This is a genomic window from Pararhizobium arenae (genome assembly GCF_001931685.1).
Classification (GTDB): Bacteria; Pseudomonadota; Alphaproteobacteria; order Rhizobiales; family Rhizobiaceae; genus Pararhizobium; species Pararhizobium arenae.
Genome location: NZ_MOOY01000001.1, coordinates 465,303 through 487,664, shown reverse-complemented (window position 1 = coordinate 487,664; position 22,362 = coordinate 465,303). Strand labels below are relative to the sequence as shown.

General features: G+C 59.6%; 26 protein-coding genes and 5 tRNA genes. 16 read left to right on the top strand and 15 right to left on the bottom strand.

The genetic code is table 11. From position 1 onward, the window contains the following. Positions 1–187 precede the first annotated feature (187 nt). A complete protein-coding gene (locus BLX89_RS02415) occupies positions 188–1,204 on the bottom strand; it encodes a GlxA family transcriptional regulator (protein ID WP_075289247.1) in 1,017 nt (338 codons plus the stop codon). 169 nt (positions 1,205–1,373) lie between these two features. Then, on the bottom strand, positions 1,374–1,913 hold the full coding sequence (locus BLX89_RS02410) for an MgtC/SapB family protein (protein ID WP_075289026.1): 540 nt from the start codon (positions 1,911–1,913) through the stop codon (positions 1,374–1,376). Between the two features lie 244 nt (positions 1,914–2,157). Here BLX89_RS02410 and BLX89_RS24565 point away from each other — a divergent pair, with 244 nt between their 5' ends. Both BLX89_RS24565 and BLX89_RS02405 read left to right on the top strand, forming a co-directional pair. Then, on the top strand, positions 2,158–2,304 hold the full coding sequence (locus BLX89_RS24565) for a hypothetical protein (RefSeq protein WP_158025929.1): 147 nt from the start codon (positions 2,158–2,160) through the stop codon (positions 2,302–2,304). Positions 2,305–2,433: 129 nt separating this feature from the next. After that, a tRNA-Pro gene (locus BLX89_RS02405) sits at positions 2,434–2,510 on the top strand. 85 nt (positions 2,511–2,595) lie between these two features. On the opposite strand, the gene BLX89_RS02400 is transcribed toward BLX89_RS02405, so the two are convergent. Further along, the gene (locus BLX89_RS02400) at positions 2,596–2,901 is read right to left on the bottom strand and encodes a hypothetical protein (RefSeq protein WP_075289246.1); all 306 of its coding nucleotides are present in this window, start codon (positions 2,899–2,901) and stop codon (positions 2,596–2,598) included. Between the two features lie 298 nt (positions 2,902–3,199). Between BLX89_RS02400 and BLX89_RS02395 the strand changes: the two genes are divergently transcribed. After that, positions 3,200–3,505: an ETC complex I subunit gene (locus BLX89_RS02395; protein ID WP_075289025.1), complete on the top strand. Its 306-nt coding sequence runs from the start codon at positions 3,200–3,202 to the stop codon at positions 3,503–3,505. A 36-nt stretch (positions 3,506–3,541) separates the two neighbouring features. Continuing rightward, a tRNA-Arg gene (locus BLX89_RS02390) sits at positions 3,542–3,618 on the top strand. Between the two features lie 38 nt (positions 3,619–3,656). On the opposite strand, the gene BLX89_RS02385 is transcribed toward BLX89_RS02390, so the two are convergent. After that, the gene (locus BLX89_RS02385) at positions 3,657–4,166 is read right to left on the bottom strand and encodes a DUF6428 family protein (RefSeq protein WP_075289024.1); all 510 of its coding nucleotides are present in this window, start codon (positions 4,164–4,166) and stop codon (positions 3,657–3,659) included. Positions 4,167–4,208: 42 nt separating this feature from the next. On the opposite strand from BLX89_RS02385, the gene BLX89_RS02380 reads away from it, so the two are divergent. Both BLX89_RS02380 and arsK read left to right on the top strand, forming a co-directional pair. Next, positions 4,209–4,577, top strand: coding sequence for an ArsR/SmtB family transcription factor (locus tag BLX89_RS02380; protein ID WP_075289023.1), 369 nt, complete (start codon positions 4,209–4,211; stop codon positions 4,575–4,577). After that, positions 4,561–5,772: an arsenite efflux MFS transporter ArsK gene (gene arsK, locus BLX89_RS02375; protein ID WP_143523426.1), complete on the top strand. Its 1,212-nt coding sequence runs from the start codon at positions 4,561–4,563 to the stop codon at positions 5,770–5,772. The genes BLX89_RS02380 and arsK overlap by 17 nt, the downstream gene beginning before the upstream one ends. Before the next feature lie 4 nt (positions 5,773–5,776). Here arsK and arsH read toward each other — a convergent pair whose 3' ends face one another. The 5 genes from arsH to BLX89_RS02350 all read right to left on the bottom strand — a co-directional run bounded on the left by arsH (position 5,777) and on the right by BLX89_RS02350 (position 8,571). After that, a complete protein-coding gene (gene arsH / locus BLX89_RS02370; protein ID WP_075289022.1) occupies positions 5,777–6,505 on the bottom strand; it encodes an arsenical resistance protein ArsH in 729 nt (242 codons plus the stop codon). Beyond that, positions 6,480–6,905 carry an arsenate reductase (glutaredoxin) gene (arsC, locus tag BLX89_RS02365; RefSeq protein ID WP_198935111.1) on the bottom strand — a complete coding sequence of 142 codons (426 nt, stop codon included), beginning with the start codon at positions 6,903–6,905 and terminating at the stop codon, positions 6,480–6,482. Before arsC ends, arsH begins: the two co-directional genes overlap by 26 nt. 2 nt (positions 6,906–6,907) lie before the next feature. After that, positions 6,908–7,606, bottom strand: a complete 699-nt coding sequence (locus tag BLX89_RS02360; RefSeq protein ID WP_075289021.1) for an aquaporin — start codon at positions 7,604–7,606, stop codon at positions 6,908–6,910. 1 nt (position 7,607) lies between these two features. Beyond that, positions 7,608–8,117 (bottom strand): arsenate reductase ArsC, encoded by a 510-nt coding sequence (locus BLX89_RS02355; protein WP_075289020.1) that lies wholly within the window; start codon positions 8,115–8,117, stop codon positions 7,608–7,610. A 94-nt stretch (positions 8,118–8,211) separates the two neighbouring features. Continuing rightward, on the bottom strand, positions 8,212–8,571 hold the full coding sequence (locus BLX89_RS02350; protein WP_075289019.1) for an ArsR/SmtB family transcription factor: 360 nt from the start codon (positions 8,569–8,571) through the stop codon (positions 8,212–8,214). Positions 8,572–8,779: 208 nt separating this feature from the next. Between BLX89_RS02350 and BLX89_RS02345 the strand changes: the two genes are divergently transcribed. Further along, positions 8,780–9,118, top strand: a complete 339-nt coding sequence (locus tag BLX89_RS02345) for a YnfA family protein (RefSeq protein ID WP_075289018.1) — start codon at positions 8,780–8,782, stop codon at positions 9,116–9,118. Positions 9,119–9,122: 4 nt separating this feature from the next. Here the strand turns inward: BLX89_RS02345 and BLX89_RS02340 are convergent, their stop codons facing one another. Together BLX89_RS02340 and BLX89_RS02335 are read right to left on the bottom strand one after the other, a co-directional pair. Continuing rightward, positions 9,123–9,599, bottom strand: a complete 477-nt coding sequence (locus BLX89_RS02340; protein ID WP_075289017.1) for a DUF192 domain-containing protein — start codon at positions 9,597–9,599, stop codon at positions 9,123–9,125. After that, entirely contained in the window at positions 9,599–10,177 is a 579-nt protein-coding gene (locus tag BLX89_RS02335; RefSeq protein ID WP_075289016.1) for a cold-shock protein, read from the bottom strand. The genes BLX89_RS02340 and BLX89_RS02335 overlap by 1 nt, the downstream gene beginning before the upstream one ends. 195 nt (positions 10,178–10,372) lie before the next feature. Here BLX89_RS02335 and BLX89_RS02330 point away from each other — a divergent pair, with 195 nt between their 5' ends. From BLX89_RS02330 to BLX89_RS02310, 5 genes are all read left to right on the top strand, one after another. Further along, complete coding sequence (locus tag BLX89_RS02330) at positions 10,373–10,813, top strand: VOC family protein (protein WP_075289015.1); 441 nt, start codon at positions 10,373–10,375, stop codon at positions 10,811–10,813. Between the two features lie 116 nt (positions 10,814–10,929). After that, entirely contained in the window at positions 10,930–12,177 is a 1,248-nt protein-coding gene (locus tag BLX89_RS02325; RefSeq protein ID WP_083637300.1) for a D-Ala-D-Ala carboxypeptidase family metallohydrolase, read from the top strand. A 133-nt stretch (positions 12,178–12,310) separates the two neighbouring features. Next, positions 12,311–12,385, top strand: a tRNA-Glu gene (locus BLX89_RS02320). Between the two features lie 178 nt (positions 12,386–12,563). Next, a tRNA-Glu gene (locus BLX89_RS02315) sits at positions 12,564–12,638 on the top strand. Between the two features lie 183 nt (positions 12,639–12,821). Then, positions 12,822–12,896: transfer RNA gene (locus BLX89_RS02310), tRNA-Glu, on the top strand. A 67-nt stretch (positions 12,897–12,963) separates the two neighbouring features. On the opposite strand, the gene recJ is transcribed toward BLX89_RS02310, so the two are convergent. From recJ to BLX89_RS02290, 4 genes are all read right to left on the bottom strand, one after another. Continuing rightward, positions 12,964–14,766 (bottom strand): single-stranded-DNA-specific exonuclease RecJ, encoded by a 1,803-nt coding sequence (gene recJ / locus BLX89_RS02305; protein ID WP_075289014.1) that lies wholly within the window; start codon positions 14,764–14,766, stop codon positions 12,964–12,966. 115 nt (positions 14,767–14,881) lie between these two features. Beyond that, positions 14,882–16,204 (bottom strand): homoserine dehydrogenase, encoded by a 1,323-nt coding sequence (locus tag BLX89_RS02300; RefSeq protein WP_075289013.1) that lies wholly within the window; start codon positions 16,202–16,204, stop codon positions 14,882–14,884. A gap of 76 nt (positions 16,205–16,280) precedes the next feature. Continuing rightward, positions 16,281–17,501, bottom strand: a complete 1,221-nt coding sequence (locus BLX89_RS02295; protein ID WP_075289012.1) for an LL-diaminopimelate aminotransferase — start codon at positions 17,499–17,501, stop codon at positions 16,281–16,283. 122 nt (positions 17,502–17,623) lie between these two features. Then, positions 17,624–17,983, bottom strand: a complete 360-nt coding sequence (locus BLX89_RS02290) for a hypothetical protein (RefSeq protein WP_143523424.1) — start codon at positions 17,981–17,983, stop codon at positions 17,624–17,626. A 134-nt stretch (positions 17,984–18,117) separates the two neighbouring features. Between BLX89_RS02290 and phaC the strand changes: the two genes are divergently transcribed. The 4 genes from phaC to radC are packed head-to-tail and all read left to right on the top strand — an operon-like array spanning position 18,118 to position 22,362. Next, on the top strand, positions 18,118–19,971 hold the full coding sequence (phaC, locus tag BLX89_RS02285) for a poly(3-hydroxyalkanoate) polymerase subunit PhaC (protein ID WP_075289010.1): 1,854 nt from the start codon (positions 18,118–18,120) through the stop codon (positions 19,969–19,971). 20 nt (positions 19,972–19,991) lie between these two features. Then, complete coding sequence (gene sfsA, locus BLX89_RS02280; protein ID WP_075289009.1) at positions 19,992–20,714, top strand: DNA/RNA nuclease SfsA; 723 nt, start codon at positions 19,992–19,994, stop codon at positions 20,712–20,714. Positions 20,715–20,746: 32 nt separating this feature from the next. Beyond that, a complete protein-coding gene (gene map / locus BLX89_RS02275) occupies positions 20,747–21,586 on the top strand; it encodes a type I methionyl aminopeptidase (protein WP_075289008.1) in 840 nt (279 codons plus the stop codon). Further along, positions 21,583–22,362, top strand: coding sequence for a RadC family protein (radC, locus tag BLX89_RS02270; protein ID WP_075289007.1), 780 nt, complete (start codon positions 21,583–21,585; stop codon positions 22,360–22,362). The genes map and radC overlap by 4 nt, the downstream gene beginning before the upstream one ends.

Below are 22,362 nucleotides of genomic sequence, written 5' to 3'. Positions count from 1 at the left end.
TCCTTATCGGCTTTGTCTACGCGTGCTGGCCGACCAGATCGGAGGGAAGGATCGACAACCTACGCGAAGACAGTGATCGTGCGGGAGTGCCGCGAAAACGGCGGCGCATTCGTCACGACGGTCCGGCGATAAAATAGTGTACTTTGGCTGGCAGAGACCACACTCTCCAGCTGTCGGTCCGTCATCTTCACCATGCCGCGCGTCCATCACGCGGGACACGCATCTTGGCCTGCCGCATTTTCAACGGGCTATGGCCATATTCGCTACGGAAACTTCTGGAGAACGCCGACAGGCTGTCAAAGCCCGAGCGCAGCGCGATCTCGCTGACGGGCAGATCGGTGTCCGCGACCAGGCGCTGCGCCGCCTGCAGCCTCAGCCGCAGATAGTAGCGTCCCGGCGTGGTCTCGAGCCCTCGCAAGAACAGCATATCGAGTTTTCGCCGGGAAAATCCCAACTTTCGGCAAAGCGCTTCCAGCACCAAGGGGCGCTCCATCGTGCGCTCCATCAGACGGATCGCCTCCGACAGTTCCGGCGCCTGCCGCTGCATGCGGCCGAGGGAAACCGCAGGCTGGGCATCCGTTGCCGCGTGGGTTTCATCGTAAACGAAGATGCTGGCGACATCGAGTGCGACGGCTGCCCCAAAATGCTGGCGGGTCAAGTGCAGCATCATATCGAATGTCGGCGACGCGCCACCGGAGGTCCAGAACTTTCCTTCCGCGACGAAACGGTCGCTGCGGACCTTGACGTCGGGGAAACCGGCCGCGAAATCCTCCAACTCTTCCCAATGGGCCGTCGCCGGCCGACCATCGACCAGCCCTGAGCGCGCAAGCAACCAACATCCCGATTCGATACCGGCCACGCAGGCAAACCGGCGGGACGCCGATTGCAGCCGTGCGGTAAAGCCCCGGCCGGCGTGGCGATCGAGGTTGAACCCGCCGATGACGACAAGCAAATCCCCGCTCTCCTGCCCGGTAAATCCGCCGTCCACCGGAATATCTATGCCGGCCGTCAGGCGGGAAGAATTGCCTTTTGGTGATTTGATCGTCCAGTCAAAAAGAGGGCGTGCTGCAGTCCGGTTCGCGGCCCGCATGGGGTCGAGCACACAGGCGAGCGACATCAACGATGATTCCGGCAAGAGCACCACGAGAACCTTCAGGGCAGGCTGGGTGCCAGATGATCCGATACGGGGTGTGGAGATCGACATGCGGGAAATGTCAAATTTTCTGCGGTCAATGTCAAATGCCATGCACTACTTCAGGCATGATCCCGTTGTCAAAGCCCCCGCTCCCGCCTTTCAGGCATTGTCGCGGGGTTCCCCCAGTCCGACCATCTACCGGCCGGGCCGTGCGGTTCTAGACCGGCGGCCCGTTTTTTTATCGATCGAGAGGCGGATTTTCGGGTTGATCGCGGCGCAAGCTATTCTCGTTCTCCGGTAAGGCATGCCGACGGTACACCTTTTCAATCCTCGCGACGGAGAACAGCACAACGACGCCTGCAGTCACGGCAAAGGCTGCAATGAGCCAGTGGCCAAAACCAAGTGCCAGACCGATCGCGCCCGCGAGCCACATGCCGGCCCCGGTGGTCAGGCCACGAACCTCGCCTTTCGATAGGACAATCGTTCCAGCGGCGAGAAAGGCGACGCCGGCAGTTACGGCTTCGACGACACGCAAAGGATCGATCGTTACCTGATCATCCGATAGCCCCGGCATATGAACGCTCTCTATGGATATGACCGCAAACAAGGATGCCGCCATACTTATCAGCATATGCGTGCGCAAGCCCGCGGCCTTGTCGCGCGCTTCCCGTTCGAAGCCGATCACGGCTCCGAAGAACAGCGCCCCGCAAAAACGTGCAATCATGACGGGATAAGATATCTGCGTCTCAGGAAAGATGTCAGCAAGAATGGCGTCCATGGCGCCATAACGGCGGCGAGAGCGGTTCGTTCCATAAATGCATGCGAACGGCGGAACGAATGGGCGGCGTGAGCGTTTGAAGCGCGTTCATTGCTTGCATTTGTTACGGCGTGAGGCGGACTGTCTGCAACGTTTCAGATGAACCCGGATGGACAAACACAGACACCCCTATTGCGCCGCACATTCGCACCAGATCGTCATCCAACGCCCGCGCTTGGGCCGGAACTTATCGCAGGAGGCAGGTATGCAGGGTATAAGAACCAAACCACCTCAGACAGGGCGAGACGCTCTGACGCCAGACTACCGGCAATTCATGATCCGGGAGCTTTTCATCTGGCTTGTCGGCGTCCCCGTTCCCGTGGCTGCCATCATCGGTCTGTTCGTATTGTGAAACCGGTGGTTTGGTCTAGATAGACGTGATCGTATTTCAGCGCTTGGCTTCGCCATAGAAATTTTTCGTTCGCGTCGCTTTATAGGTTGCGACACGGATATGAAGCGTGTATCTCCCGCCTCGAAGGTACGGAGTGTAGCGCAGTCTGGTAGCGCATCTGGTTTGGGACCAGAGGGTCGGGAGTTCGAATCTCTCCACTCCGACCATCAAAAATCTCCACACCCTGACAAAGACTTTCGCGCCGCGATTGCCGCAGCACGAATATTCTTGCCGTTTGGAAGTTACCTCAGTTCAGCGGCTGAAGTTGAAATTCCGCGGGTCTGCCGGGTTTGTGACGCAGGCGTAGTTCAGCAGGCACAGCTTTCCATTCGCATCCTTGAGGCGCGCCGTCACATGCATGTCGCCGAGGTTGCAGCGCGCGGGAGGGTAGCGAAAGCTCTGGCCGCCGATCCCGGACCGCACAAACACCTTCTTTTCCTGTCGGATAATCTGCTCCAGTTCGCCACAACTATGGTCGCGAGCCTTGATGTTCAGCGCATCTGCAGCTGAGGCTGCTGCGGGTAGCGACATGGTCAGGGCAAAAATCATTTTTTTCATCATCATTACGGCATTTAACCAGCCCCGGTCAGACTGTTCAAATAAAATCTGCGCGATCTGATCGCGAGCCGTGGGCATGGATTTGCCAATCTGGAGTTGCGCATACCGATCATGCCGAAAGGGCTGGCGAGACGCATCAGTGCAGGGTTAGAACAGAGCCTTGCGACGCCCGTAAATGAAAGAATCCGTCGATTTCAGTCACGAAATCCATTTCGTTTTAACCCATTCTGCGTTAAGGGTATCACAGCGACCGGGTCAGCGATCCGGCGAGAGAGTGAATCTGGAAAGAGTTTGGAATATGTCCGCCAAAATCTATCGACCGGCGAAAACCGCCATGCAATCCGGCCAGGCGAAGACGCATCTTTGGGTGTTGGAGTTCGATCAGGAAACACCGCGCACCATCGATCCGATGATGGGTTATACGACGTCGCGCGACACTCGCCAGCAGGTCAAGCTTACGTTCGAATCGGCTGAACTGGCCGTGGCCTATGCCGAGCGGAACGGGCTAGAGTATCGCGTTATCGCTCCTAAGGAACCGACACGGAAAAACGTCTCCTACAGCGACAATTTCCGCTTCAGCAGAACACAGCCCTGGACCCACTAAGGTTCGGGAACAGCGAGGCACTCCGCCTTCGCGAACGGCCCCTTAGCTCAGTTGGATAGAGCACCTGCCTTCTAAGCAGGTTGTCGCAGGTTCGAATCCTGCAGGGGTCGCCAAAAATCTAAGAAAATCAATACTTTACAGAGCCGTGAGGTCAGGCGCAGCATGCTTGCGATTGTACCGGTGCGCAACACGCAGTCGCGGGCTTCGATTGTTCGACCAGCCATCGGTCGCGTGGCTTGCAGCTCGCCGGGCGAGGTTCCAGCGGGACAGTCAAAGTGCTGCCGGTGACAGTCGGCATACCGGCGCAGAAAAGCTGCATGGGCTGCAATCCGTCGCTGACTTCGAAGGTGAGTTTCGCCGTTCCGTCCAGCCTGACGTGTTCCGAGACCTTGCGGACGATAGCGGCAAACTTCCCTGCCGACATGTGGGTCCGGTCACCGCCCTCGATATCCCATAGCTGGACGAAGATTTCCGACCAGGCTTCCGGGTTCGCGCCACAGTCCAATGCGGAAAACTGGCCCGCCTTTACTTCCGTTACATGATAGCCCGACCGGATCAGGCTACCATTGTACGTGAATACTAGGGGTAATCCCGGATTGTCGGCGATCGCCTGGAGCATATCGCTCAGGGTGATGTCCGCGGCCTTGTGCAAATTGCTCATCTGCGCTACTCCTATTTTCAATTATTCAAGGAATATTGAAATATGGATGAACGTCAAGCGCTCTCGGCGTTTTCTGCGCTTTCCCAGGAAACACGCCTCTCCATTGTCAGGATGCTTGTGGTCGCCGGACCCGAAGGCGTGCCTGCCGGAACCATCGCGGAACGCATGAACCTGTCTGCATCAAATGTCTCGTTCCACCTCAAGGAGCTGGATCGGGCCGGCCTGATATCGCAACGACGTCAGTCCCGCTCCATCGTCTACACCGCAGGCTACGATGCCCTTGCCGAGCTTGTGACGTTCCTCATGGAAGATTGCTGCGCGGGCCATCCGACGATTCGAAACTCCGTCGATCAACAGGATGCGTGCTGCCCGACTTCAGAATTGATCGAACAGGATGATATTCGTGCGTGAGGGAAGGATCCATGCCGGGGTCGTGTCTGCTCTCGGAATTACCCAGATCATCGGATACGGAACGCTCTATTACTCGTTCTCGATTCTGGCACCGCAGATCGCGGCAGATCTCGGTATCGGCCTTGAACAGGTGTTCGCTGTCTTTTCGGTTTCGCTCTTCGTTGGCGGGCTCTCAGCCCCGGTCATTGGCAAGCAAATGGACAAGATCGGCGCCGCAACCGTGCTTTCGATCGGTTCTGTCCTGTCGGCCTTTACCTTGTTGTTGTGCGCATGGTCGCCTTCGCTCGCGGTATTTGCGGCCGCAATCATCCTGCTCGAGGTATCGTCGGGAATGGTTCAGTATCAGGCTGCGTTCGCGGCGCTGGTCGAAAACGATCCCAGGACCGCCTCGCGAAGCATCACTTATCTCACCCTTGTCGCAGGCTTCGCCTCGACCATCTTCTGGCCCATATCCGCATCACTGACGGGGTTCCTGTCCTGGCGCGAGATCTATCTGGTCTATGCCGCCTTGAACCTGCTCGTCTGCATGCCCCTGCATCTCTGGATCAGGGCCAAAGGCAAGGCTTCCCATGCGACGGGCAAGCAAGATCGCGAGCACGTCGCTGGCGTCGTACCGCCCCATAGGCGACGGAGCGTCCTGATCCTTGTGTCGGTGGCGTTTGCCATCCTGGGCTTTACCCTTTCCTCCGTTCTGGCACACATGGTTCCGATGCTCGGCGCGCTGGGCCTGGACACCGGGGCTGTTATCATCGGCTCCTTGTTCGGTCCGGCCCAGGTCATGAGCCGCCTCATCAATATGATCTTCGGAACGCGGCTTTCGCCTCCGGTGCTGGCGGCGATTTCCGCGGCGCTGATGATCGTCGGCACCGCGATCCTCGGCGTTACCGGTGCGTCCGTCGTTGGTGCCGTCACGTTCGCAATCTGCCTCGGCCTGGGTTCCGGTATCAACTCCATCGCCCAGGGTAGTTTGCCGCTCTATCTGTTCGGCAGCGATGGCTACGGCTCGCTGACCGGCAAAATGGCCTCTGCCCGCCTTGCGGCAGGAGCCGCCGCTCCCTTTGCCTTCGCGTTTGCCATGCAGCGTCTTGGTACCGAGATATCCTTGCTTGCCACCGCAGCTCTGGGGGGCCTCGGGTTTGCCGCCTTTGTCAGTGTGGCGCTGGAAACGCGGCGGAAAGCCACCTTTTCCGCCTGAGCAGTCAGATGGATTTCAGCTCAACTCGCCGTTCGAGCTTTGCAGCATCTTCCTTGCGCTCGCTGTAGCGGTCCGTCAGATAGGCCGAGGCGTCCCGCGTCAGCAGCGTGAACTTGACCAGTTCCTCGCAGACATCCACCACGCGATCATAATAGGACGACGGTTTCATGCGGCCTTCGGCATCGAACTCCTGGAATGCCTTGGCGACCGAGGATTGGTTTGGAATGGTGATCATCCGCATCCAGCGCCCGAGAATGCGCAACTGATTGACCGCGTTGAACGACTGGCTTCCTCCCGAGACTTCCATGACAGCTAGTGTCTTGCCTTGGGTTGGGCGCACCGAGCCGACCGAGAGCGGTATCCAATCGATCTGCGCTTTCATGATCCCCGTCATCGCACCGTGGCGCTCCGGGCTGACCCAGACCTGCCCTTCAGACCATGCGGACAGATCCCGAAGTTCCTGAACCTTGGGGTGGCTGACGGGAGCTTCATCCGGCAGCGGCAAACCTCTCGGATCGAATAGTCTCACCTCGCAACCGAAATGCTCCAGCAGACGAGCGGCCTCACAGGCCAGGAGCCGGCTGTAGGATACCTCGCGCAGCGACCCGTACAGGATCAGAATTCGCGGCTTATGGGTGGAATATGCCGGACGAAGAGCTTCGAGATCGGGCTGCCGGAAATGTTCGGTCGACGCTGCCGGAAATGCTTCAGCCAATGCGCTGACCTCTCTCATCCAGAACCTGCTCGCCGTCTTCCTTTGTGAATGATCCCTTGAACGCATCGGCAGGCAGGATTTCAAGAACGACTTCCGAGGGTCGCGAAAGCCGCGTGCCCAAAGGCGTGACCACGAATGGCCGATTGATCAGGATAGGGTCTTTCAGCATCGCCTCCAGCAACTGGTCGTCCGTAAGTGCAAGGTTACCGAGCCCGAGTTCAGCATAGGGCGTGCCTTTTTCACGAATGGCCTCGCGAACCGAAAGCCCGGCATCGGCGATCATCCGCGAAAGCTGTTCGCGTGTCGGCGGCGTCTTGAGATATTCGATAACGACCGGTTCGACCCCAGCGTGGCGGATCAGTTCCAGCGTGTTGCGGGACGTGCCGCAATCCGGGTTGTGATAGATGGTGACATCCATGGTCAGTCTGCTCCTTGGGCCCGTGTCGGACCGGATTGATTGATAGGTTGCGTGAACAGCCATCGCGCAAGCGCGGCAGCGACGAACGCTCCGAAAATCTGGGCGATTACGAAATACGGCACATCCACTGGGCGAATGCCGGAAAAACTGTCCGTGAGGCTTCGGGCGATCGTGACCGCCGGATTGGCAAAGGAGGTCGATGCGGTGAACCAATAGGCGGCGGCGATGTAAAAGCCGACCAGGGCGGGGATGGCGTCGACCTTGAAACGCAGGCCACCCAGAATGGTCAGCAGCAACCCGAAGGTTGCCACCGCCTCCGCCAGCCACTGGGCCGACCCGGACCTCACCGTTGCGGATGCCTGCAGGAGCGGAAGCTCAAACATTGCATGCGCAAGTATCGTCCCCACGATTCCACCGGCGATCTGGGCCGAGACGTATGGGATGACGGCGAAGGCCGCCAATTCGCGCCTTGCCGCAAACACTATGGTTACGACGGGATTGAAATGCGCACCGGAAAGAGGACCAAGGATCGTGATCAGGACAAACAGGATTGCGCCTGTCGGAATGGTGTTGCCCAGAAGCGAGACCGCCACGTCATCGCTCAAACGATCCGCCATGATCCCCGAACCGACGACGGTGGCAACGAGGATTGCGGTTCCAAGCCCTTCCGCAAGCAGGCGCCGGGCAAGATCGGTCGTCACCTCAGCGGGCTTTCTGCGTGTCGCGACCGATGGCGTGCAACTGGGCCTGCAGCGTCAGCTTGTCGAGGCTCGTCATCGGTAGGCTGGTGAAAATGGACAGGCGGTTGGTCAGCATCCGGTAAGTGTCGTCGAACGCAAGATGCCGTTCGGCCTCGGTGCCCTCGACGGCTGCCGGATCGGGTACACCCCAATGGGCAGTCATCGGCTGGCCTGGCCACACCGGGCAGGCTTCGTTTGCGGCGTTGTCGCAAACGGTGAAGACGAAATCCATCTGCGGAGCCCCTTCGACCGCAAACTCTTCCCAGTTTTTCGAGCGGGCGAATGCGGTGTCGTGGTTCATGGTTTTCAGCAGTTGGATCGTATAGGGATGCACCTCGCCTTTCGGCTGCGATCCTGCGGAATAGGCCTTGAATTTGCCTTGGCCGATTCTATTCAGGATGGCTTCCGCGATGATAGAACGGGCGGAATTGCCGGTGCACAGGAAGAGCACGTTGTAAGTCTTGTCGGTCATGGTCGAATCCGTGGTTCGTTTTTTAAAGATTGGCCAGCTTCATGATCTTCGAGGCAGGGCATAGGCCTGAAGCCTGCCCCGTCGAAACTTAAGGTCAATTGCATGACGCCCGCTCCGCCGGCGCGCAGCACGGCGCAAGCTCGGCGATCAAGGGAGCGCACAGCTCAGCCGAACCGCCGCAGCAGTCCTTGAGCAGAAAAAGTGTCAGGTCACGCAGGTTATCCAGATTGGCGCGATAGATGATCGAACGGCTTTGCCTCTCGCTGGTGACGAGACCGGCCCTCGAAAGGGTCGCAAGATGCGCCGACATGGTATTTTGAGGGATGTCGAGCAACCGCGCCAACTCACCGGCCGGAACGCCCTCCGGTTCGTTTCTGACAAGAAGCCGGAACGTTTCGAGTCGGGTTGTTTGCGCCAGGGCTGCAAGCGCGGTGACTGCGGTCATATTTTCCATATATCCAGAATAATGGATATGTATCTGGCGTCAAGTGGTCTTCTCGAACACGAAATCAGAAAAACCTGATGGACCGGCGATCGGTGGATGGCATGTGTCGTTTGCCGCTGTCGTAACAGGATAAAACATCATATTTTTCAGGCTCGTAAAATCATGACCGCACGAGTCGGTGGCCATCCAAGAGGATGCGGCAATTTTGGGAGATGGTATGCCAGCTTATGTGTCCACGGCGATGATCTTTACCGCAGCAGCAATATGCGAGATCGCGGGCTGCTTTGCATTCTGGGCGTGGCTTAAGCTGGGAAAATCCGTCGCATGGCTGGTGCCGGGCGTCCTGTCGCTGATCGCCTTTGCCTATCTTCTGACCCTCGTGCCCAGCGAGGCAGCCGGGCGCGCCTATGCTGCTTATGGCGGCATCTATATAACGGCGTCGCTGGCTTGGCTCTGGCTTGTCGAAGGTCAGCAACCTGACCGATGGGACCTGTCCGGATCGGCGCTGGCGCTTATGGCGGCAGCGATCATCCTGTTTGCACCACGCGGAGCCTGAGAGGCTACTTTCCGCCGATCCGGTCTGCGATGACCCGATCGCCTACCGCAAGCCCGAGGCGTTTCACCGTGCCCGCGTTGAGTTCCACCACGAAGTCAATGGCTTCGCGGGAATCAATAATCGCTTCTGAAAGCGGGACTGCGTTCTCATGAATGGTGACAATCCGGCCATCCGCGCGGACAAACAGCATATCGAGCGGAAGATACGTGTTCTTCATCCACATCATGACACGCCGGGTCGTGCCGAAATCGAACAGCATGCCGTGATCTGCCGCCATTTCGCGGCGGTTCATGAGGCCCTGCGCCCGCTGATCGCTGTCGAGCGCCAGCTCAACCGTAAAAGCATGCGTCTTGCCATCAGCGGTCACGATGCTCAGAGGAGCCCGCTCGAAAGTGACGTCCGCTGCGGCACTCGCAGAGATGCAAGCGTACAAAAAAAGCGCCACGAGGGCGCTTGCACAGGCCTTTGCAAGCCGCAGCATCAGTGCGACCGGCCCGTCGGAACCGGCACGTCCGGATGGATTTCAGCCGCCATGAGGCCCTTGTCGCCATCGCCGAAGCGAACGAGGACAGTCTGGCCTGGACGAAGTTCCGTAAGCCCGAAACGACGCAAGGTTTCCATGTGGATGAAAATATCTTCCGTGCCGTCGCCGCGTGTCAGGAAGCCGAAACCCTTAGTGCGGTTGAACCACTTGACGATGACACGTTCCAGCCCGCTGGTCGGCGTCACCTGCACATGGGTTTTAACCGGCGGCATCTGCGATGGATGCACAGCGGTCGACTGATCCATGGAGAGGATACGGAAAGCCTGGTAGCCGCGATCACGTTTCTGGATCAGGGCAACGACGCGCGCACCTTCGAGAACTGTCTGGTAGCCATCGCGACGCAGGCAGGTCACATGAACCAGTACATCCTGCATGCCGTTGTCGGGGATGATGAAGCCGAAGCCCTTGGCGACATCGAACCATTTTATGACGCCGGTAATCTCGAGCAAGTCAAGCGCATCGCCGCCAAAATCATCGCCCGGCATGATGCCCTTAGGTGCAATTCTGTCCGCCATCTACCTGCCAGCCCCTCGATTACGCTTCACATCAATACGGTTAACTGATTCTTGAGAGCAAGATAACATCGACCCGGCTCCTCTGCGCAAGGGATTCGATGAATTTTGCCTTCAATCCACCGTAGTTGTCGAGGCTTGCCTCTGGCTGTCCGTCCGCTACATATAGCCACCTTGCGCCAAAACAAGGATATAACAATGCGTTATCTGCATACGATGGTTCGCGTCAAAGATCTCGATGCCGCCCTGCATTTCTACTGCACGATCTTCGGCCTGAGCGAGATCCGCCGCTACGAAAACGAGAAGGGCCGTTTCACGCTGGTCTTCCTTGCGGCCCCGGGTGATCTCGACCACGCAAAGGACGTTCTGTCGCCCTGCCTGGAGCTGACCTATAACTGGGATACGGAAGACTATACCGGCGGCCGCAACTTCGGTCACCTCGCTTATGAAGTCGATGATATCTACGCGACCTGCCAGCGTCTGATGGACAACGGCGTTACCATCAACCGTCCGCCGCGGGACGGCCACATGGCATTCGTTCGCTCGCCGGAAGGCATCTCGATCGAAATCCTGCAAAAGGGCGAGAACCTCACGCCGAAGGAGCCTTGGGCGTCCATGGGCAATACCGGCGTCTGGTAAGCCCCACGCAATCCGGCCGGGCGATATCTTCAGGTAACGCCCGGCTTCGCCCTCAGACCATCTGATCGCCCTTTTCCGCGAAGCCGGCCAATGCCAGGAAAACAGGAAGATTCGCGGTGTTTCAGGGTCAGGTTTCGAATGCACGCTTGCGCCGTCTCGGCTGCAGCGCTGCTTTTCTAGCATCGCTCATGCTGCTGAGCAGCTGCGTGTCCACCGGCCTTTCCAAATCCAGTCCGGAAGCGGCAGGCGAAAATGACGCTGCCGATGAGGTCGAGGTTCCTGTCGTGCCGGATGCAGACGGCAAGGTTGCGGCCGGTTCGCAGATTTACCGCGATCCTCAAGCCCACGCCGTAAACGGTACCCAGCAGGATGTCGGCTATCCTACGCAAACGGCTATGATGCCGGAGGATCAGGCGGGCGAGCCCGGCTCGATTGTCCTGCAAAGCACGGGCCTCAAGGCCACGTCGAGCAGCATCTTTGCCACACGCCCTGCCCGCGCCCTCGTTCCGGGCCCGCAAGCAGAATCGCACGGTGCGGGGGCCTCGTCCAACAGTCTGTTCAATGCCGGGCAGATGGCACAGGACCCCGGCGTCGCGCCGCAAGATAGCGCGCTGCCTCTTAAACCTTTGCCCGAAGGCCAGGGCACAGCGGCCGACGAAGCCACACCGCTGCCCCAAGATGAGCTAGGTGCAGCATCGAAAATCCCCAATCCGATTGCAAAAGCGGAAGTGGCCGCTGCCGAACAGCCGGACAAGCCTTCGGGAACGCCGGACAAGACTGCGGCCGTGGAGGCCCTTTCGCTTGCCGGCCTTTTCAGCGCAAAACGCAAGGCGCGCAATACCGCAACCCAAACCGATTTGCCCAATGATCAAGTTGCCGCGCTTGGTTATGCCGCCTTGCCGAAAAACCGCGCCATCTCGATGTTTGCGACCGTTGAAGACGAGGATCCGAACCACGACGATGAAAGCTCGGCGATCCAGAAGGCGGCCCTTCCGGGTCTCGCGCGGCTGGCACCGAATGGCCTGTGGCTACAAACGAGCCGGGTCGAAACAGGCTGCTTCAAACCGGAATTGATGGGCATTCTGAAGTCCGTCGAAAAGCGCTACAATCAGAAGGTCATCGTCACCTCCGGTCATCGCGATGTCGCCTACAATGCCGCTGTCGGCGGCGCCCGGATGTCGCGACACATCACCTGCGAGGCGGCCGACATCCAGGTGCCCGGCGTCAGCAAGTGGGAACTCGCATCCTATCTGCGCGCCCTTCCCGGACGCGGCGGCGTCGGTACCTATTGTCATACCCAATCCGTACATATCGACGTCGGCAAACGACGCGACTGGAACTGGGGCTGCACCAGAAAGGTCTGATAAGCCTTTGTTTTTCCCTGCTTTTAAATCCCGGAAAGACCAGCCGTAAGCTGTTTTGATTTTTTACAGAAAAATGAAAATTGCCGCTTGCGGTTATGAAAACGCCTGACTATAAGACGCCCACACAGCGCGTGCGCCCTTCGTCTATCGGTTAGGACACCAGATTTTCATTCTGGGAAGAGGGGTTCGACTCCCCTAGGGCGTGCCACTGTCCCCTCTCCAGAAATCAGATTTTTGACGCGCTTTGATGCCTCAGAGCGCTTTTGGGCGTTCGTGCATAATCTCTTTGCTTCGTCCCTGAGTTTTCCTCGAAAAAGCGCGAGAAACAGCAAATTGCCGCTTGCGGCTTTGAGGCCTCCTGACTATAAGGCGCCCATACAGCGCGTGCGCCCTTCGTCTATCGGTTAGGACACCAGATTTTCATTCTGGGAAGAGGGGTTCGACTCCCCTAGGGCGTGCCACTGTCTACCCCCAAAAAGCCAAGTTCTGTCTCCCTTGTACAAGAGTAATGGCCCGATTCCTCTTTTTGCAGCCATCTTTGGGACAGGGATAAAGCCGGCACGTTTTCCCGAAAAAATTCATGCAAATCCGCATTTTATCGCTTGCGGCTTTGTGATTGCCTGCCTATAAGACGCCCACCGCACGCGCCCTTCGTCTATCGGTTAGGACACCAGATTTTCATTCTGGGAAGAGGGGTTCGACTCCCCTAGGGCGTGCCACTCACCTTAGCTAAACCGAAGCTTTTTCCCGAGACAGTGCGCAAGGCGCTTCATTCCATGGTTCGGCTCAAAATGCCTTTGCCGCATCCAGAATGCGCAATTGCACGCGCCTGTTTCCCTGCCAGTGATCGGCAGAGATCGTGCCGGCGACGTGGAGCGTCACGCCCCTAGACGACAGCAGCAGATCGCCGAGAGGCGTCTCCTGCGCCCGAAACGCGATGCCTTCGAGACGTGAACCGTCCTGTCCTTCCAGCGTCACACGGATATGGTTCACGCCCACCGGTCGCGCATCGCGGACGCGGTGCGCCGGAAGCGCAAAGATCGGCTGGGGATGGCCCGCACCATAGGGGCCGGCATGCTCCAGTTGATCGATCAGTTCCAGCGTTGCCCCGGACGCCCCCAACGCTCCGTCGATCTTCAACGTTTCCGATGAGACAAGCTCGCCGACGGCCGCCGCCGCTTTTTCTTCGAAGAAATGCCGCAGGCGGCCAAGATTTGATCTCTCCACGGTAAGGCCGGCGGCCATCGCGTGACCGCCGCCCTTCACGAGTATGCCAGCATCGACCGCACTTCGGACCATGCGTCCGAGATCGAACCCGGAGATCGAGCGGCCGGACCCCGTACCCTTGCCGTTGGGATCGAACGCGATGGCGAAGGCTGGTCGTCGGAAACGGTCCTTCAGCCGGGAGGCGAGCAATCCGACAACACCAGGATGCCAGTTTTCCCGCGCCGTGACGATCACGCTGGCCCCCTCGCCTGTACCATATTCCGCCAGCGCTTCCGCCTCGGCCTCGGCCAGCATGGCCACTTCCATGGCCTGCCGCTCGCGATTGAGGATATCGAGTTGGGTCGCGATTTCTTCCGCTTTGGCGCCATCCTCCAGCGTCAGCAGGCGGCTGCCGAGCGCGGCATCGCCGATTCGGCCGCCGGCATTGATTCTGGGGCCGACCAGAAAGCCGAAATGATAGGCCGTTACCGGCCCGCTGATCGCCGCCTTGCGCAAGAGCGCCGAGAGACCCGGATTGTTCATATGGCGCGCTGCGATCAGTCCCTTGACCACATAGGCCCGGTTTAGGCCCTTGAGCGGAACGACGTCGCAGATGGTCGCCAGCGCAACGAGATCGAGCAGGGCCAGCGGATCGAAGTCGCCGACGCGGCGATCACCGCTCTGGCGCAACCGCCTGAGCGTGTTGACGACGACGAGAAACACGACACCTGCGGCACAGAGATGCCCCTGCCCTGAAAGATCGTCTTCCCGGTTCGGGTTCACCAGCGCATGACAGGGCGGCAGCTCCGTCCCGACTTGGTGATGGTCGATGACAACCACATCGATACCCCGGTCACGCGCAACAGCCAGCGACTCATGGCTGACGGAGCCGCAATCCACCGTGACGATCAGCGTCGCGCCATTGTCGATCAGCTGATTGATCGCCGTCGGGTTCGGGCCATAGCCCTCGAAAATCCGGTCAGGGATGTAAATCGTCGCGTCGATGCCGAAATGGCGGAGAAAGCGGTAGAGAACCGCGGAGGATGCGGCGCCATCGACATCGTAGTCGCCAAAGATCGCGACCTTCTCGCCGCGTTCGATTGCCCTTAAAAGCCGTTCACTCGCCTTGGCGCAGTCCGTCAGCGTGTCCGGATCAGGCATCAGCGACCGGATCGTCGGATCGAGGAAGGTGACGGCATTTTCCTGGGTGACACCCCGTCCTGCCAGCACGCGCGCCAAGAGATCGGAAAAGCCGTGAACCTGACTGATGGCGAGCGCGCGGTTCTGCCCGGCCTGATCGAGCCTGGAAATCCAGCGCTGCCCACTGACCGACTCTTCCACATTCAGAAATGCGCGCGGGACCGGATCTGGCAGTTCGTCCATCTGTTCACCTTTGAAACCGCCCTGTTCGTAGCGGGTTTATCGTAATTCGACAAACCGCAAACGAAAGCGGCCCCGCCGGGACGCTACCGGGCGGGGCCGCTTCTCACGCAATCTATCAGCCAGCCTTCGGGCGCTCGATACGGATGACCTGCGGCTCGCCGACGAGGTAGCCTTCGCTCTTGATTGCGGCAACGGCCTTGCGCACCGAATCCTCGGTCGTCGCGTGGGTGACGAGAATGATCGTCTGCGGCTCGTCGGCTTCGATCGGATGTTTCGAATGCTGCACGATCGATTCGAGAGAAATGCGGTTCTCGGCCATATGACCGGCGATGCTTGCGAAAACGCCGGTGCGATCGGCGACCTTGAGGCGGATGAAGTACCCGCCTTCGTGGCTCTGGATCTGAGCCTGCCTGTACGGCAGCAAAGCCGTCACCGGACGGCCAAAGGCCGGGACATGCTGCGCGCCGGGACGGCTCTTGGCGATGTCGGCGATATCGCCCAGCACCGCGGATGCTGTCGCATTGCCACCGGCACCGGGGCCGACCATCAGCAGTTCGCCGAGAATGTCGGATTCGATCGCGACGGCGTTGGTCACGCCGTCGACCTGGGCAATCACCGAATCGAGCGGCACCATGGTCGGATGGACGCGCTGCTCGATGCCGCTGTCGGTGCGCTGGGCAACGCCGAGCAGCTTGATGCGGTAACCGAGATCGGCGGCGGCATGGATGTCGTCGATCGAGATGTTGGTGATGCCTTCGAGATAGATGTCATCGGCGGCGATCGCCGTGCCGAAGGCAAGGCTGGTCAGGATCGAAAGCTTGTGGGCCGTGTCGTTGCCTTCGATATCGAAGGCCGGATCGGCTTCGGCGTAGCCCAGACGCTGGGCCTCCTTGAGGCAGGCCTCGAACGACAGGCCCTCCTTCTCCATCTTGGTCAGGATGTAGTTGCAGGTGCCGTTCATGATGCCGTAGACGCGCGACACGGTGTTGCCGGTCAGCGATTCCCGCAGGGCCTTGATGATCGGGATGCCGCCGGCGACGGCGGCTTCATAGTTCAAGAGCGCGCCGTGCGATTCGGCGATTTCAGCAAGTTCTACGCCATGAGCCGCCAGCAACGCCTTGTTGGCGGTCACGACATGCACGCCGCGCGACAATGCCGCCTTGACCGCGGAAAAGGCCGGATCGCCGGCGCCGCCCATCAGTTCCACGAAAACATCGATGTCGGCTTCGGATGCAAGCGCCACGGCATCGTCGAACCAGCGATAATCGGCAATATCGACGCCGCGATTGCGAGTGCGGTCCCGAGCGTTGACAGCCGTAATCTCAATGGCGCGTCCGCACGTCGTGGCCAGGGCGTCGTGACGTTCCTGGAGAATACGAACGAGCGAGGCACCAACCGTACCCAAGCCCGCAATGCCGATTTTAAGGGCATCTGCCATTGCAACTTCCTAACATAGAGAGAACGCCCCGTCCGCGCGGACGGGGCATGGGGTTCAAAGACGGTTCTACCGTCCTTTAACGACGGGCGTTCAACGAGATGACATTGTGAAGCGTATCGTCAGCCGTCGAAAGGAACTTCTTGAGATTGCGGGCAGCCTGACGAATCCGGTGCTCGTTCTCGACGAGAGCGATGCGCACGTAGTCATCGCCGAGTTCACCGAAGCCGATACCCGGAGCAACCGCGATATCCGCCTTCTCGACGAGCAGCTTGGAGAACTCCAGCGAGCCGAGATGACGGAATTTTTCCGGAATTTTCGCCCAGGCAAACATGGTGGCAGCCGGTGGCGGCACTTCGAAGCCAGCCTTGCCGAAACTTTCGACCAGAACGTCGCGACGGCGGCGGTAGATGCTGCGCACTTCCGCGATATCCGATCCGTCGCCGTTCAGTGCATGCGTTGCCGCCACCTGGATCGGCGTGAAGGCGCCGTAATCGAGGTAGGATTTCACTCGCGTCAGAGCCGCGATCAGCCGCTCGTTCCCTACCGCGAAGCCCATGCGCCAGCCGGGCATCGAGAAGGTCTTCGACATCGAGGTAAATTCGACGGTGTTGTCCATGGCGCCCGGCACTTCAAGGACCGATGGCGGCGGATTGTTGTCGTCGAAATAGATTTCAGAATAGGCGAGGTCCGACAGGATGACGATGTCGTGCTTCTTCGCGAAGGCAACGACTTCCTTGTAGAAATCGAGCGTCGCGACATGGGCGGTCGGGTTCGACGGATAGTTGATGATCAGCGCGATCGGCTTCGGGATCGAGTGGCGGATCGCCCGCTCGAGCGGCGGGAAGAAGGTGTCGTCGGGCTCGACCGAGATCGAGCGGATGACGCCGCCGGTCATCAGGAAGCCGAAGGCATGGATCGGATAGGTCGGGTTGGGGCAGAGAACCACGTCGCCCGGTGCCGTGATCGCCTGCGCCATGTTGGCGAAGCCTTCCTTCGAACCCAGCGTCGCAACGACCTGCGTATCGGGATTGAGCTTCACGCCGAAACGGCGGGCGTAATAGGCAGCCTGGGCGCGGCGAAGGCCGGGAATGCCCTTGGAGGACGAATAGCGATGGGTGCGCGGGTCGCGAACCACTTCGCACAACTTGTCGACGATCGCCTGCGGTGTCGGAAGGTCGGGATTGCCCATGCCGAGGTCGATGATATCAGCCCCGCCCGCTCGTGCGCTCGCCTTCAAACGGTTGACCTGTTCGAAAACGTAAGGCGGCAGACGCCGGACTTTGTGAAACTCTTCCATCTCTAAACCTCGTCTTGCGCGTCCCGCGAGCAGCGAATCAAGGGCACAGGGGATCGCGCGCGGTGCAATCGGCCCACGCGGCCATACAAGGCTTTGCGTCCAAACTCGGCGAAACGCAAGTGCTAATTCTGTATCTCTTTGAGGGTATCCCTGCCGTGGTTGGCAGCAAGCGCCTGCAACTCTGCCAAACGGCGCTGGTATTCTGCCTCGGTGATCTGGCCGGAGTTGCGCGCACCCGAAAGGGCGGTCAATCGAGCCGAGAGGCTCGCGGCTTGATCATTGCTCATTTGTGCCGTTGCAGCCGGCCTCTTGCCCTCAATGACAGGATAGACATCGGCGGCGATCGGACGGGCCATGGTCGAGGTATAGGATGACGAGCGATTATCGAGCTTTGTCGGGGAGCATGCGGCAAGAACAGCCGTGGATGCGGCCAGCACCGCAAGCGTCCCAAATCGTGCCGCCACCTTGAGCGAATGTCTCATATCGTCCCCGTCCGTTTGGTCCTGCAACGCTCCTGTGCGAAAATCGCTCAGGATTGCCGCGCGCTGGCACTTGTAATCATTTTCGGGCAGAATGTAAAAAGACAAAACAAACAAACATCTGTGGAGGAATCCGGGTGGCGGAAGGCAAAGGCAGTGCAGGCCAAGCCGAAGGCAAGAGTGAAGGGTTTCCGGGCTTCGACCCGAAATCCGTCGAGCCTTACATCGTCAAGGACCCGGAAGCGCTCGCCATCAACATGGCCCGCACGGTGGAGCAACTGGGTAAGGCCGCCTCCGCCTGGCTTGCTCCGCGCGAGAAAGGTGCCAAGGCCGACTTCATCGCCGATCCCGTCGTCGACATGGTGAAAACCCTGTCGAAAGTTTCGGAATACTGGCTTTCCGATCCCAAGCGTACGCTGGAAGCACAAACCCAGTTGATGGGCAGCTTCTTCTCGATGTGGACCCGCACGCTGCAGAAGATGACCGGCGATCCGGACGCCCCTGCCGAAGAGCCCGCTCGCCCCGACAAGCGTTTCAGCGATCCGGACTGGATCAGTAATCCATTCTTCGACTTCCTGCGCCAGGCCTATTTTGTAACCTCGGACTGGGCGGACCGCATGGTCAGCGATGCCGAAGGGCTTGATGCTCACACACGGCACAAGGCCGCCTTTTACGTTCGCCAGATATCGAGCGCGCTGTCGCCGGCCAATTTCATCACAACCAATCCGCAGCTCTACCGCGAAACAGTCGCTTCCAGCGGCGCCAATCTCGTCAAGGGCATGAAGATGCTGGCCGAGGACATCATGGCCGGTCAGGGCGACCTGAAACTGCGGCAGACCGACTCAAGCAAGTTTGCGATCGGCGAAAATATCGCCATGAGCCCCGGCAAGGTCATCGCCCAGAACGACGTCTGCCAGATACTTCAATACGACGCCACGACGGATATGGTGCTGAAGCGACCTTTGCTGATCTGCCCGCCTTGGATCAACAAGTTCTACGTGCTGGACCTCAATCCGGAAAAATCCTTCATCCGCTGGGCGGTCGAGCAAGGCCACACGGTCTTCGTCATCTCCTGGGTCAACCCGGATGAGCGCCACGCCACCAAGGACTGGGAATCCTACGCCCGTGAAGGCGTCGGTTTCGCGCTCGACACGATCAGGAAGGCCACCGGCGAAGTCGATGTGAACGCCATCGGTTATTGCGTCGGCGGCACGCTGCTGGCCGCGACCCTCGCCCTGCACGCTCAGGAAGGCGATACCCGCATTCGTTCGGCCACCCTGTTCACGACGCAGGTCGATTTCACCCATGCGGGCGATCTCAAGGTCTTTGTCGACGAGGATCAGATCGCTCAACTCGAGGAGCGCATGAAGCAAACGGGCTATCTCGATGGCTCGAAGATGGCGACAGCCTTCAACATGCTTCGGGCCTCAGACCTGATCTGGCCCTACTTCGTCAACAACTACCTGAAGGGCCAGGAGCCGCCGCCGTTCGACCTGCTTTACTGGAACTCCGATTCCACCCGTATGCCGGCGGCCAACCATTCCTTCTACCTGCGCAACTGTTACCTGGAAAATAAGCTGACCAAAGGCGAGATGGTGGTGGCGGACAAGCGCCTGTCGCTCGCGGACGTCAAAATTCCGATCTACAATCTTGCCGCCAAGGAAGACCATATCGCCCCGGCGAAATCCGTCTTCGTTGGCAGCCAGTTCTTCGGCGGCGATGTTACCTATGTCATGTCCGGTTCCGGCCATATCGCCGGCGTCGTCAATCCGCCGGCCAAGGGAAAGTATCAATACTGGACCGGAGGCAAAGTCGCCGGCGAGTTCGAGGACTGGGTGAAGAATGCGAAGGAAACGCCTGGTTCCTGGTGGCCGCATTGGCATGCCTGGATCGAAAGCCTCGACAATGAGCGGGTGCCTGCACGCCGCACGGGAGGCTCGCTGAACTCGATCGAGGATGCGCCGGGGTCTTACGTGCGCGTGCGCGCCTGATCACGCATCCCGGCATCGACATGCATTTTGAACCTCCCCTCGTCCCGGCGGTGCTCGTCCAGCGCTATAAGCGGTTCCTGTTCGATGCCGTGCTCGAAGATGGCCGCGCCATCACCGGCTTCTGCCCCAACACGGGCTCCATGCGTGGCCTGACGACGCCGGGATCGCGAATCTGGCTTTCCGTACATGACAGCCCGACGCGCAAATATCGGTACATGCTGGAACTGGTGGAGGTGGCGGGCGCTCCGGTCGGCATCAATACCGGCCTGCCGAACAGGCTCACCGAGGAAGCGATCCGCGCCGGGCTGATCGGCGATCTCGCAGATTATCCGTTCCTTCAACGCGAGCAGAGATACGGCAGGAACTCGCGGATCGATTTCCTGCTTTCCGATCCTGCGGACGGTCGCCTGTGCTATGTGGAGGTCAAGAACGTGCATTTCAGCCGGGAGGCTGGCCTTGCCGAATTTCCGGACAGCCCGACCACACGCGGCGCAAAGCACCTGGAGGAACTCGGCGATATGGTCGAGCAAGGCCATCGCGGCGTGATGGTCTATCTGGTACAGAGGGCCGATTGCAGCCGTCTGCGCATCTGTGACGATCTCGATCCGAACTATGCGCGCCCCTACATTCGGGCGCGGCAGCGTGGCGTCGAGGCCTTCGCCGTAAAGTGCCGGGTTTCAGCCACGCAAATCGCTGCAGACAGCCTGATCGCCATGGACGAAACGCCCCCGGCCGGTTTATGACATCAGGGAAAGACAACTGAAAGCTTTAGAAAATGGTTACCTACATCGAGGCGGATTCCGCGCCTTACAAGAACACCGGCGTTATCCGCCTCTACACACCCGAGGATTTCGCCGGCATCAAGCGCGCCTGTCAGCTGACGGCCCGCTGCCTCGATGAACTTGCAAGCCGCGTGCAGCCGGGCGTCACGACCGACGAGATCGACCGCTTCGTGTTCGATTTCGGCATGGACCACGGCGCGCTGCCCGCCACGCTGAATTACCGCGGTTATACCAAATCGTCCTGTACCTCGATCAACCATGTTGTCTGTCACGGTATTCCGAACGACAAGCCGCTGCGGGAAGGCGATGTGGTCAATATCGATGTTACATATATCCTCGACGGCTGGCATGGTGATTCAAGTCGCATGTATCCCGTCGGCGAAATCAAGCGCGCTGCGGAACGCCTGCTTGAAGTCACCTACGAATGCCTGCTGCGCGGCATTGCGGCGGTAAAGCCCGGCGCCGGCACCGGGGCGATCGGCGAAGCGATCCAGACCTATGCCGAAGCCGAGCGCTGCTCGGTGGTGCGCGATTTCTGCGGCCACGGCGTCGGTCGTCTGTTCCACGATGCCCCCAATATCCTGCACTACGGCCGCGCCAATGAAGGCCCGGAAATGCGCGAAGGCATGATCTTTACCATCGAGCCGATGATCAATCTCGGGCGCCCGCATGTGAAGGTCTTGGCCGACGGCTGGACAGCCGTGACGCGCGACCGTTCGCTATCCGCCCAGTACGAACATTGCATTGGCGTCACCGCCACCGGCTGCGAGGTTTTCACCCTTTCTCCCGGCGGTCTTGATCGTCCCGGCCTCCCACCGTTGAGCGCTGCATGAAAAAGTCTCCCGTCCCTCCCGGAAAAAGCAGATCGCAATCACCGGAACAGACGGGCTTTTTCGGGGAGCAAATCGCGCCGGCTCTCGCCGCCTCGTCCGGCGAAACGGCCCATTACCATGGCCATCGGGAGCGTTTGCGCAACCGCTTCCGGGACAATGGCGACAATTCGCTGGCGGATTATGAGATTCTGGAACTGCTGCTGTTCCGGCTCATCCCCCGCCGGGACACCAAGCCGATTGCCAAGGCGCTGCTTGAGCGTTTCGGAACGCTCGCCGGAGTTTTGGGTGCACCGCCGGTGCTGCTGCAGGAGGTGAAGGGCATCGGCGAGGCGGTAGCGCTCGACCTGAAACTGATTGCAGCCGTGGCGCACCGCACGCTCAAAAGCGAACTTCGCGGCAAGCAGGTCCTGGCCTCATGGTCGTCGGTCATCGAATACTGCCATGCTGCGATGGCGCACGAAACCCGGGAGCAATTCCGCATCCTGTTCCTCGACAAGCGCAACGCGCTGATCGTCGACGAGGTGCAGCAGACGGGCACGGTCGACCACACGCCGGTTTATCCGCGCGAAGTCGTCAAGCGCGCGCTCGAACTATCAGCGACGGCCCTGATCCTTGTGCACAATCACCCCTCCGGAGACCCGACCCCATCGCGCGCCGATATCGAGATGACCAAGACGATCATCGATACCGCAAAGCCGCTGGGGATCACTGTACACGATCACATCATCATCGGCCGCGACGGCCATGTCAGCCTTAAGGGCCTGCGCTTGATCTGA

Excerpts from the sequence above, each read along its gene's own strand:
- BLX89_RS02415 (WP_075289247.1), bottom strand. The coding sequence starts at position 1,204 with ATGTCGATCTCCACACCCCGTATCGGATCATCTGGCACCCAGCCTGCC.
- BLX89_RS02410 (WP_075289026.1), bottom strand. The coding sequence starts at position 1,913 with ATGGACGCCATTCTTGCTGACATCTTTCCTGAGACGCAGATATCTTAT.
- BLX89_RS24565 (WP_158025929.1), top strand. The coding sequence starts at position 2,158 with ATGCAGGGTATAAGAACCAAACCACCTCAGACAGGGCGAGACGCTCTG.
- BLX89_RS02400 (WP_075289246.1), bottom strand. The coding sequence starts at position 2,901 with ATGAAAAAAATGATTTTTGCCCTGACCATGTCGCTACCCGCAGCAGCC.
- BLX89_RS02395 (WP_075289025.1), top strand. The coding sequence starts at position 3,200 with ATGTCCGCCAAAATCTATCGACCGGCGAAAACCGCCATGCAATCCGGC.
- BLX89_RS02385 (WP_075289024.1), bottom strand. The coding sequence starts at position 4,166 with ATGAGCAATTTGCACAAGGCCGCGGACATCACCCTGAGCGATATGCTC.
- BLX89_RS02380 (WP_075289023.1), top strand. The coding sequence starts at position 4,209 with ATGGATGAACGTCAAGCGCTCTCGGCGTTTTCTGCGCTTTCCCAGGAA.
- arsK (WP_143523426.1), top strand. The coding sequence starts at position 4,561 with ATGATATTCGTGCGTGAGGGAAGGATCCATGCCGGGGTCGTGTCTGCT.
- arsH (WP_075289022.1), bottom strand. The coding sequence starts at position 6,505 with ATGAGAGAGGTCAGCGCATTGGCTGAAGCATTTCCGGCAGCGTCGACC.
- arsC (WP_198935111.1), bottom strand. The coding sequence starts at position 6,905 with ATGGATGTCACCATCTATCACAACCCGGATTGCGGCACGTCCCGCAAC.
- BLX89_RS02355 (WP_075289020.1), bottom strand. The coding sequence starts at position 8,117 with ATGACCGACAAGACTTACAACGTGCTCTTCCTGTGCACCGGCAATTCC.
- BLX89_RS02350 (WP_075289019.1), bottom strand. The coding sequence starts at position 8,571 with ATGGAAAATATGACCGCAGTCACCGCGCTTGCAGCCCTGGCGCAAACA.
- BLX89_RS02345 (WP_075289018.1), top strand. The coding sequence starts at position 8,780 with ATGCCAGCTTATGTGTCCACGGCGATGATCTTTACCGCAGCAGCAATA.
- BLX89_RS02340 (WP_075289017.1), bottom strand. The coding sequence starts at position 9,599 with ATGCTGCGGCTTGCAAAGGCCTGTGCAAGCGCCCTCGTGGCGCTTTTT.
- BLX89_RS02335 (WP_075289016.1), bottom strand. The coding sequence starts at position 10,177 with ATGGCGGACAGAATTGCACCTAAGGGCATCATGCCGGGCGATGATTTT.
- BLX89_RS02330 (WP_075289015.1), top strand. The coding sequence starts at position 10,373 with ATGCGTTATCTGCATACGATGGTTCGCGTCAAAGATCTCGATGCCGCC.
- recJ (WP_075289014.1), bottom strand. The coding sequence starts at position 14,766 with ATGGACGAACTGCCAGATCCGGTCCCGCGCGCATTTCTGAATGTGGAA.
- BLX89_RS02300 (WP_075289013.1), bottom strand. The coding sequence starts at position 16,204 with ATGGCAGATGCCCTTAAAATCGGCATTGCGGGCTTGGGTACGGTTGGT.
- BLX89_RS02295 (WP_075289012.1), bottom strand. The coding sequence starts at position 17,501 with ATGGAAGAGTTTCACAAAGTCCGGCGTCTGCCGCCTTACGTTTTCGAA.
- BLX89_RS02290 (WP_143523424.1), bottom strand. The coding sequence starts at position 17,983 with ATGAGACATTCGCTCAAGGTGGCGGCACGATTTGGGACGCTTGCGGTG.
- sfsA (WP_075289009.1), top strand. The coding sequence starts at position 19,992 with ATGCATTTTGAACCTCCCCTCGTCCCGGCGGTGCTCGTCCAGCGCTAT.
- map (WP_075289008.1), top strand. The coding sequence starts at position 20,747 with ATGGTTACCTACATCGAGGCGGATTCCGCGCCTTACAAGAACACCGGC.
- radC (WP_075289007.1), top strand. The coding sequence starts at position 21,583 with ATGAAAAAGTCTCCCGTCCCTCCCGGAAAAAGCAGATCGCAATCACCG.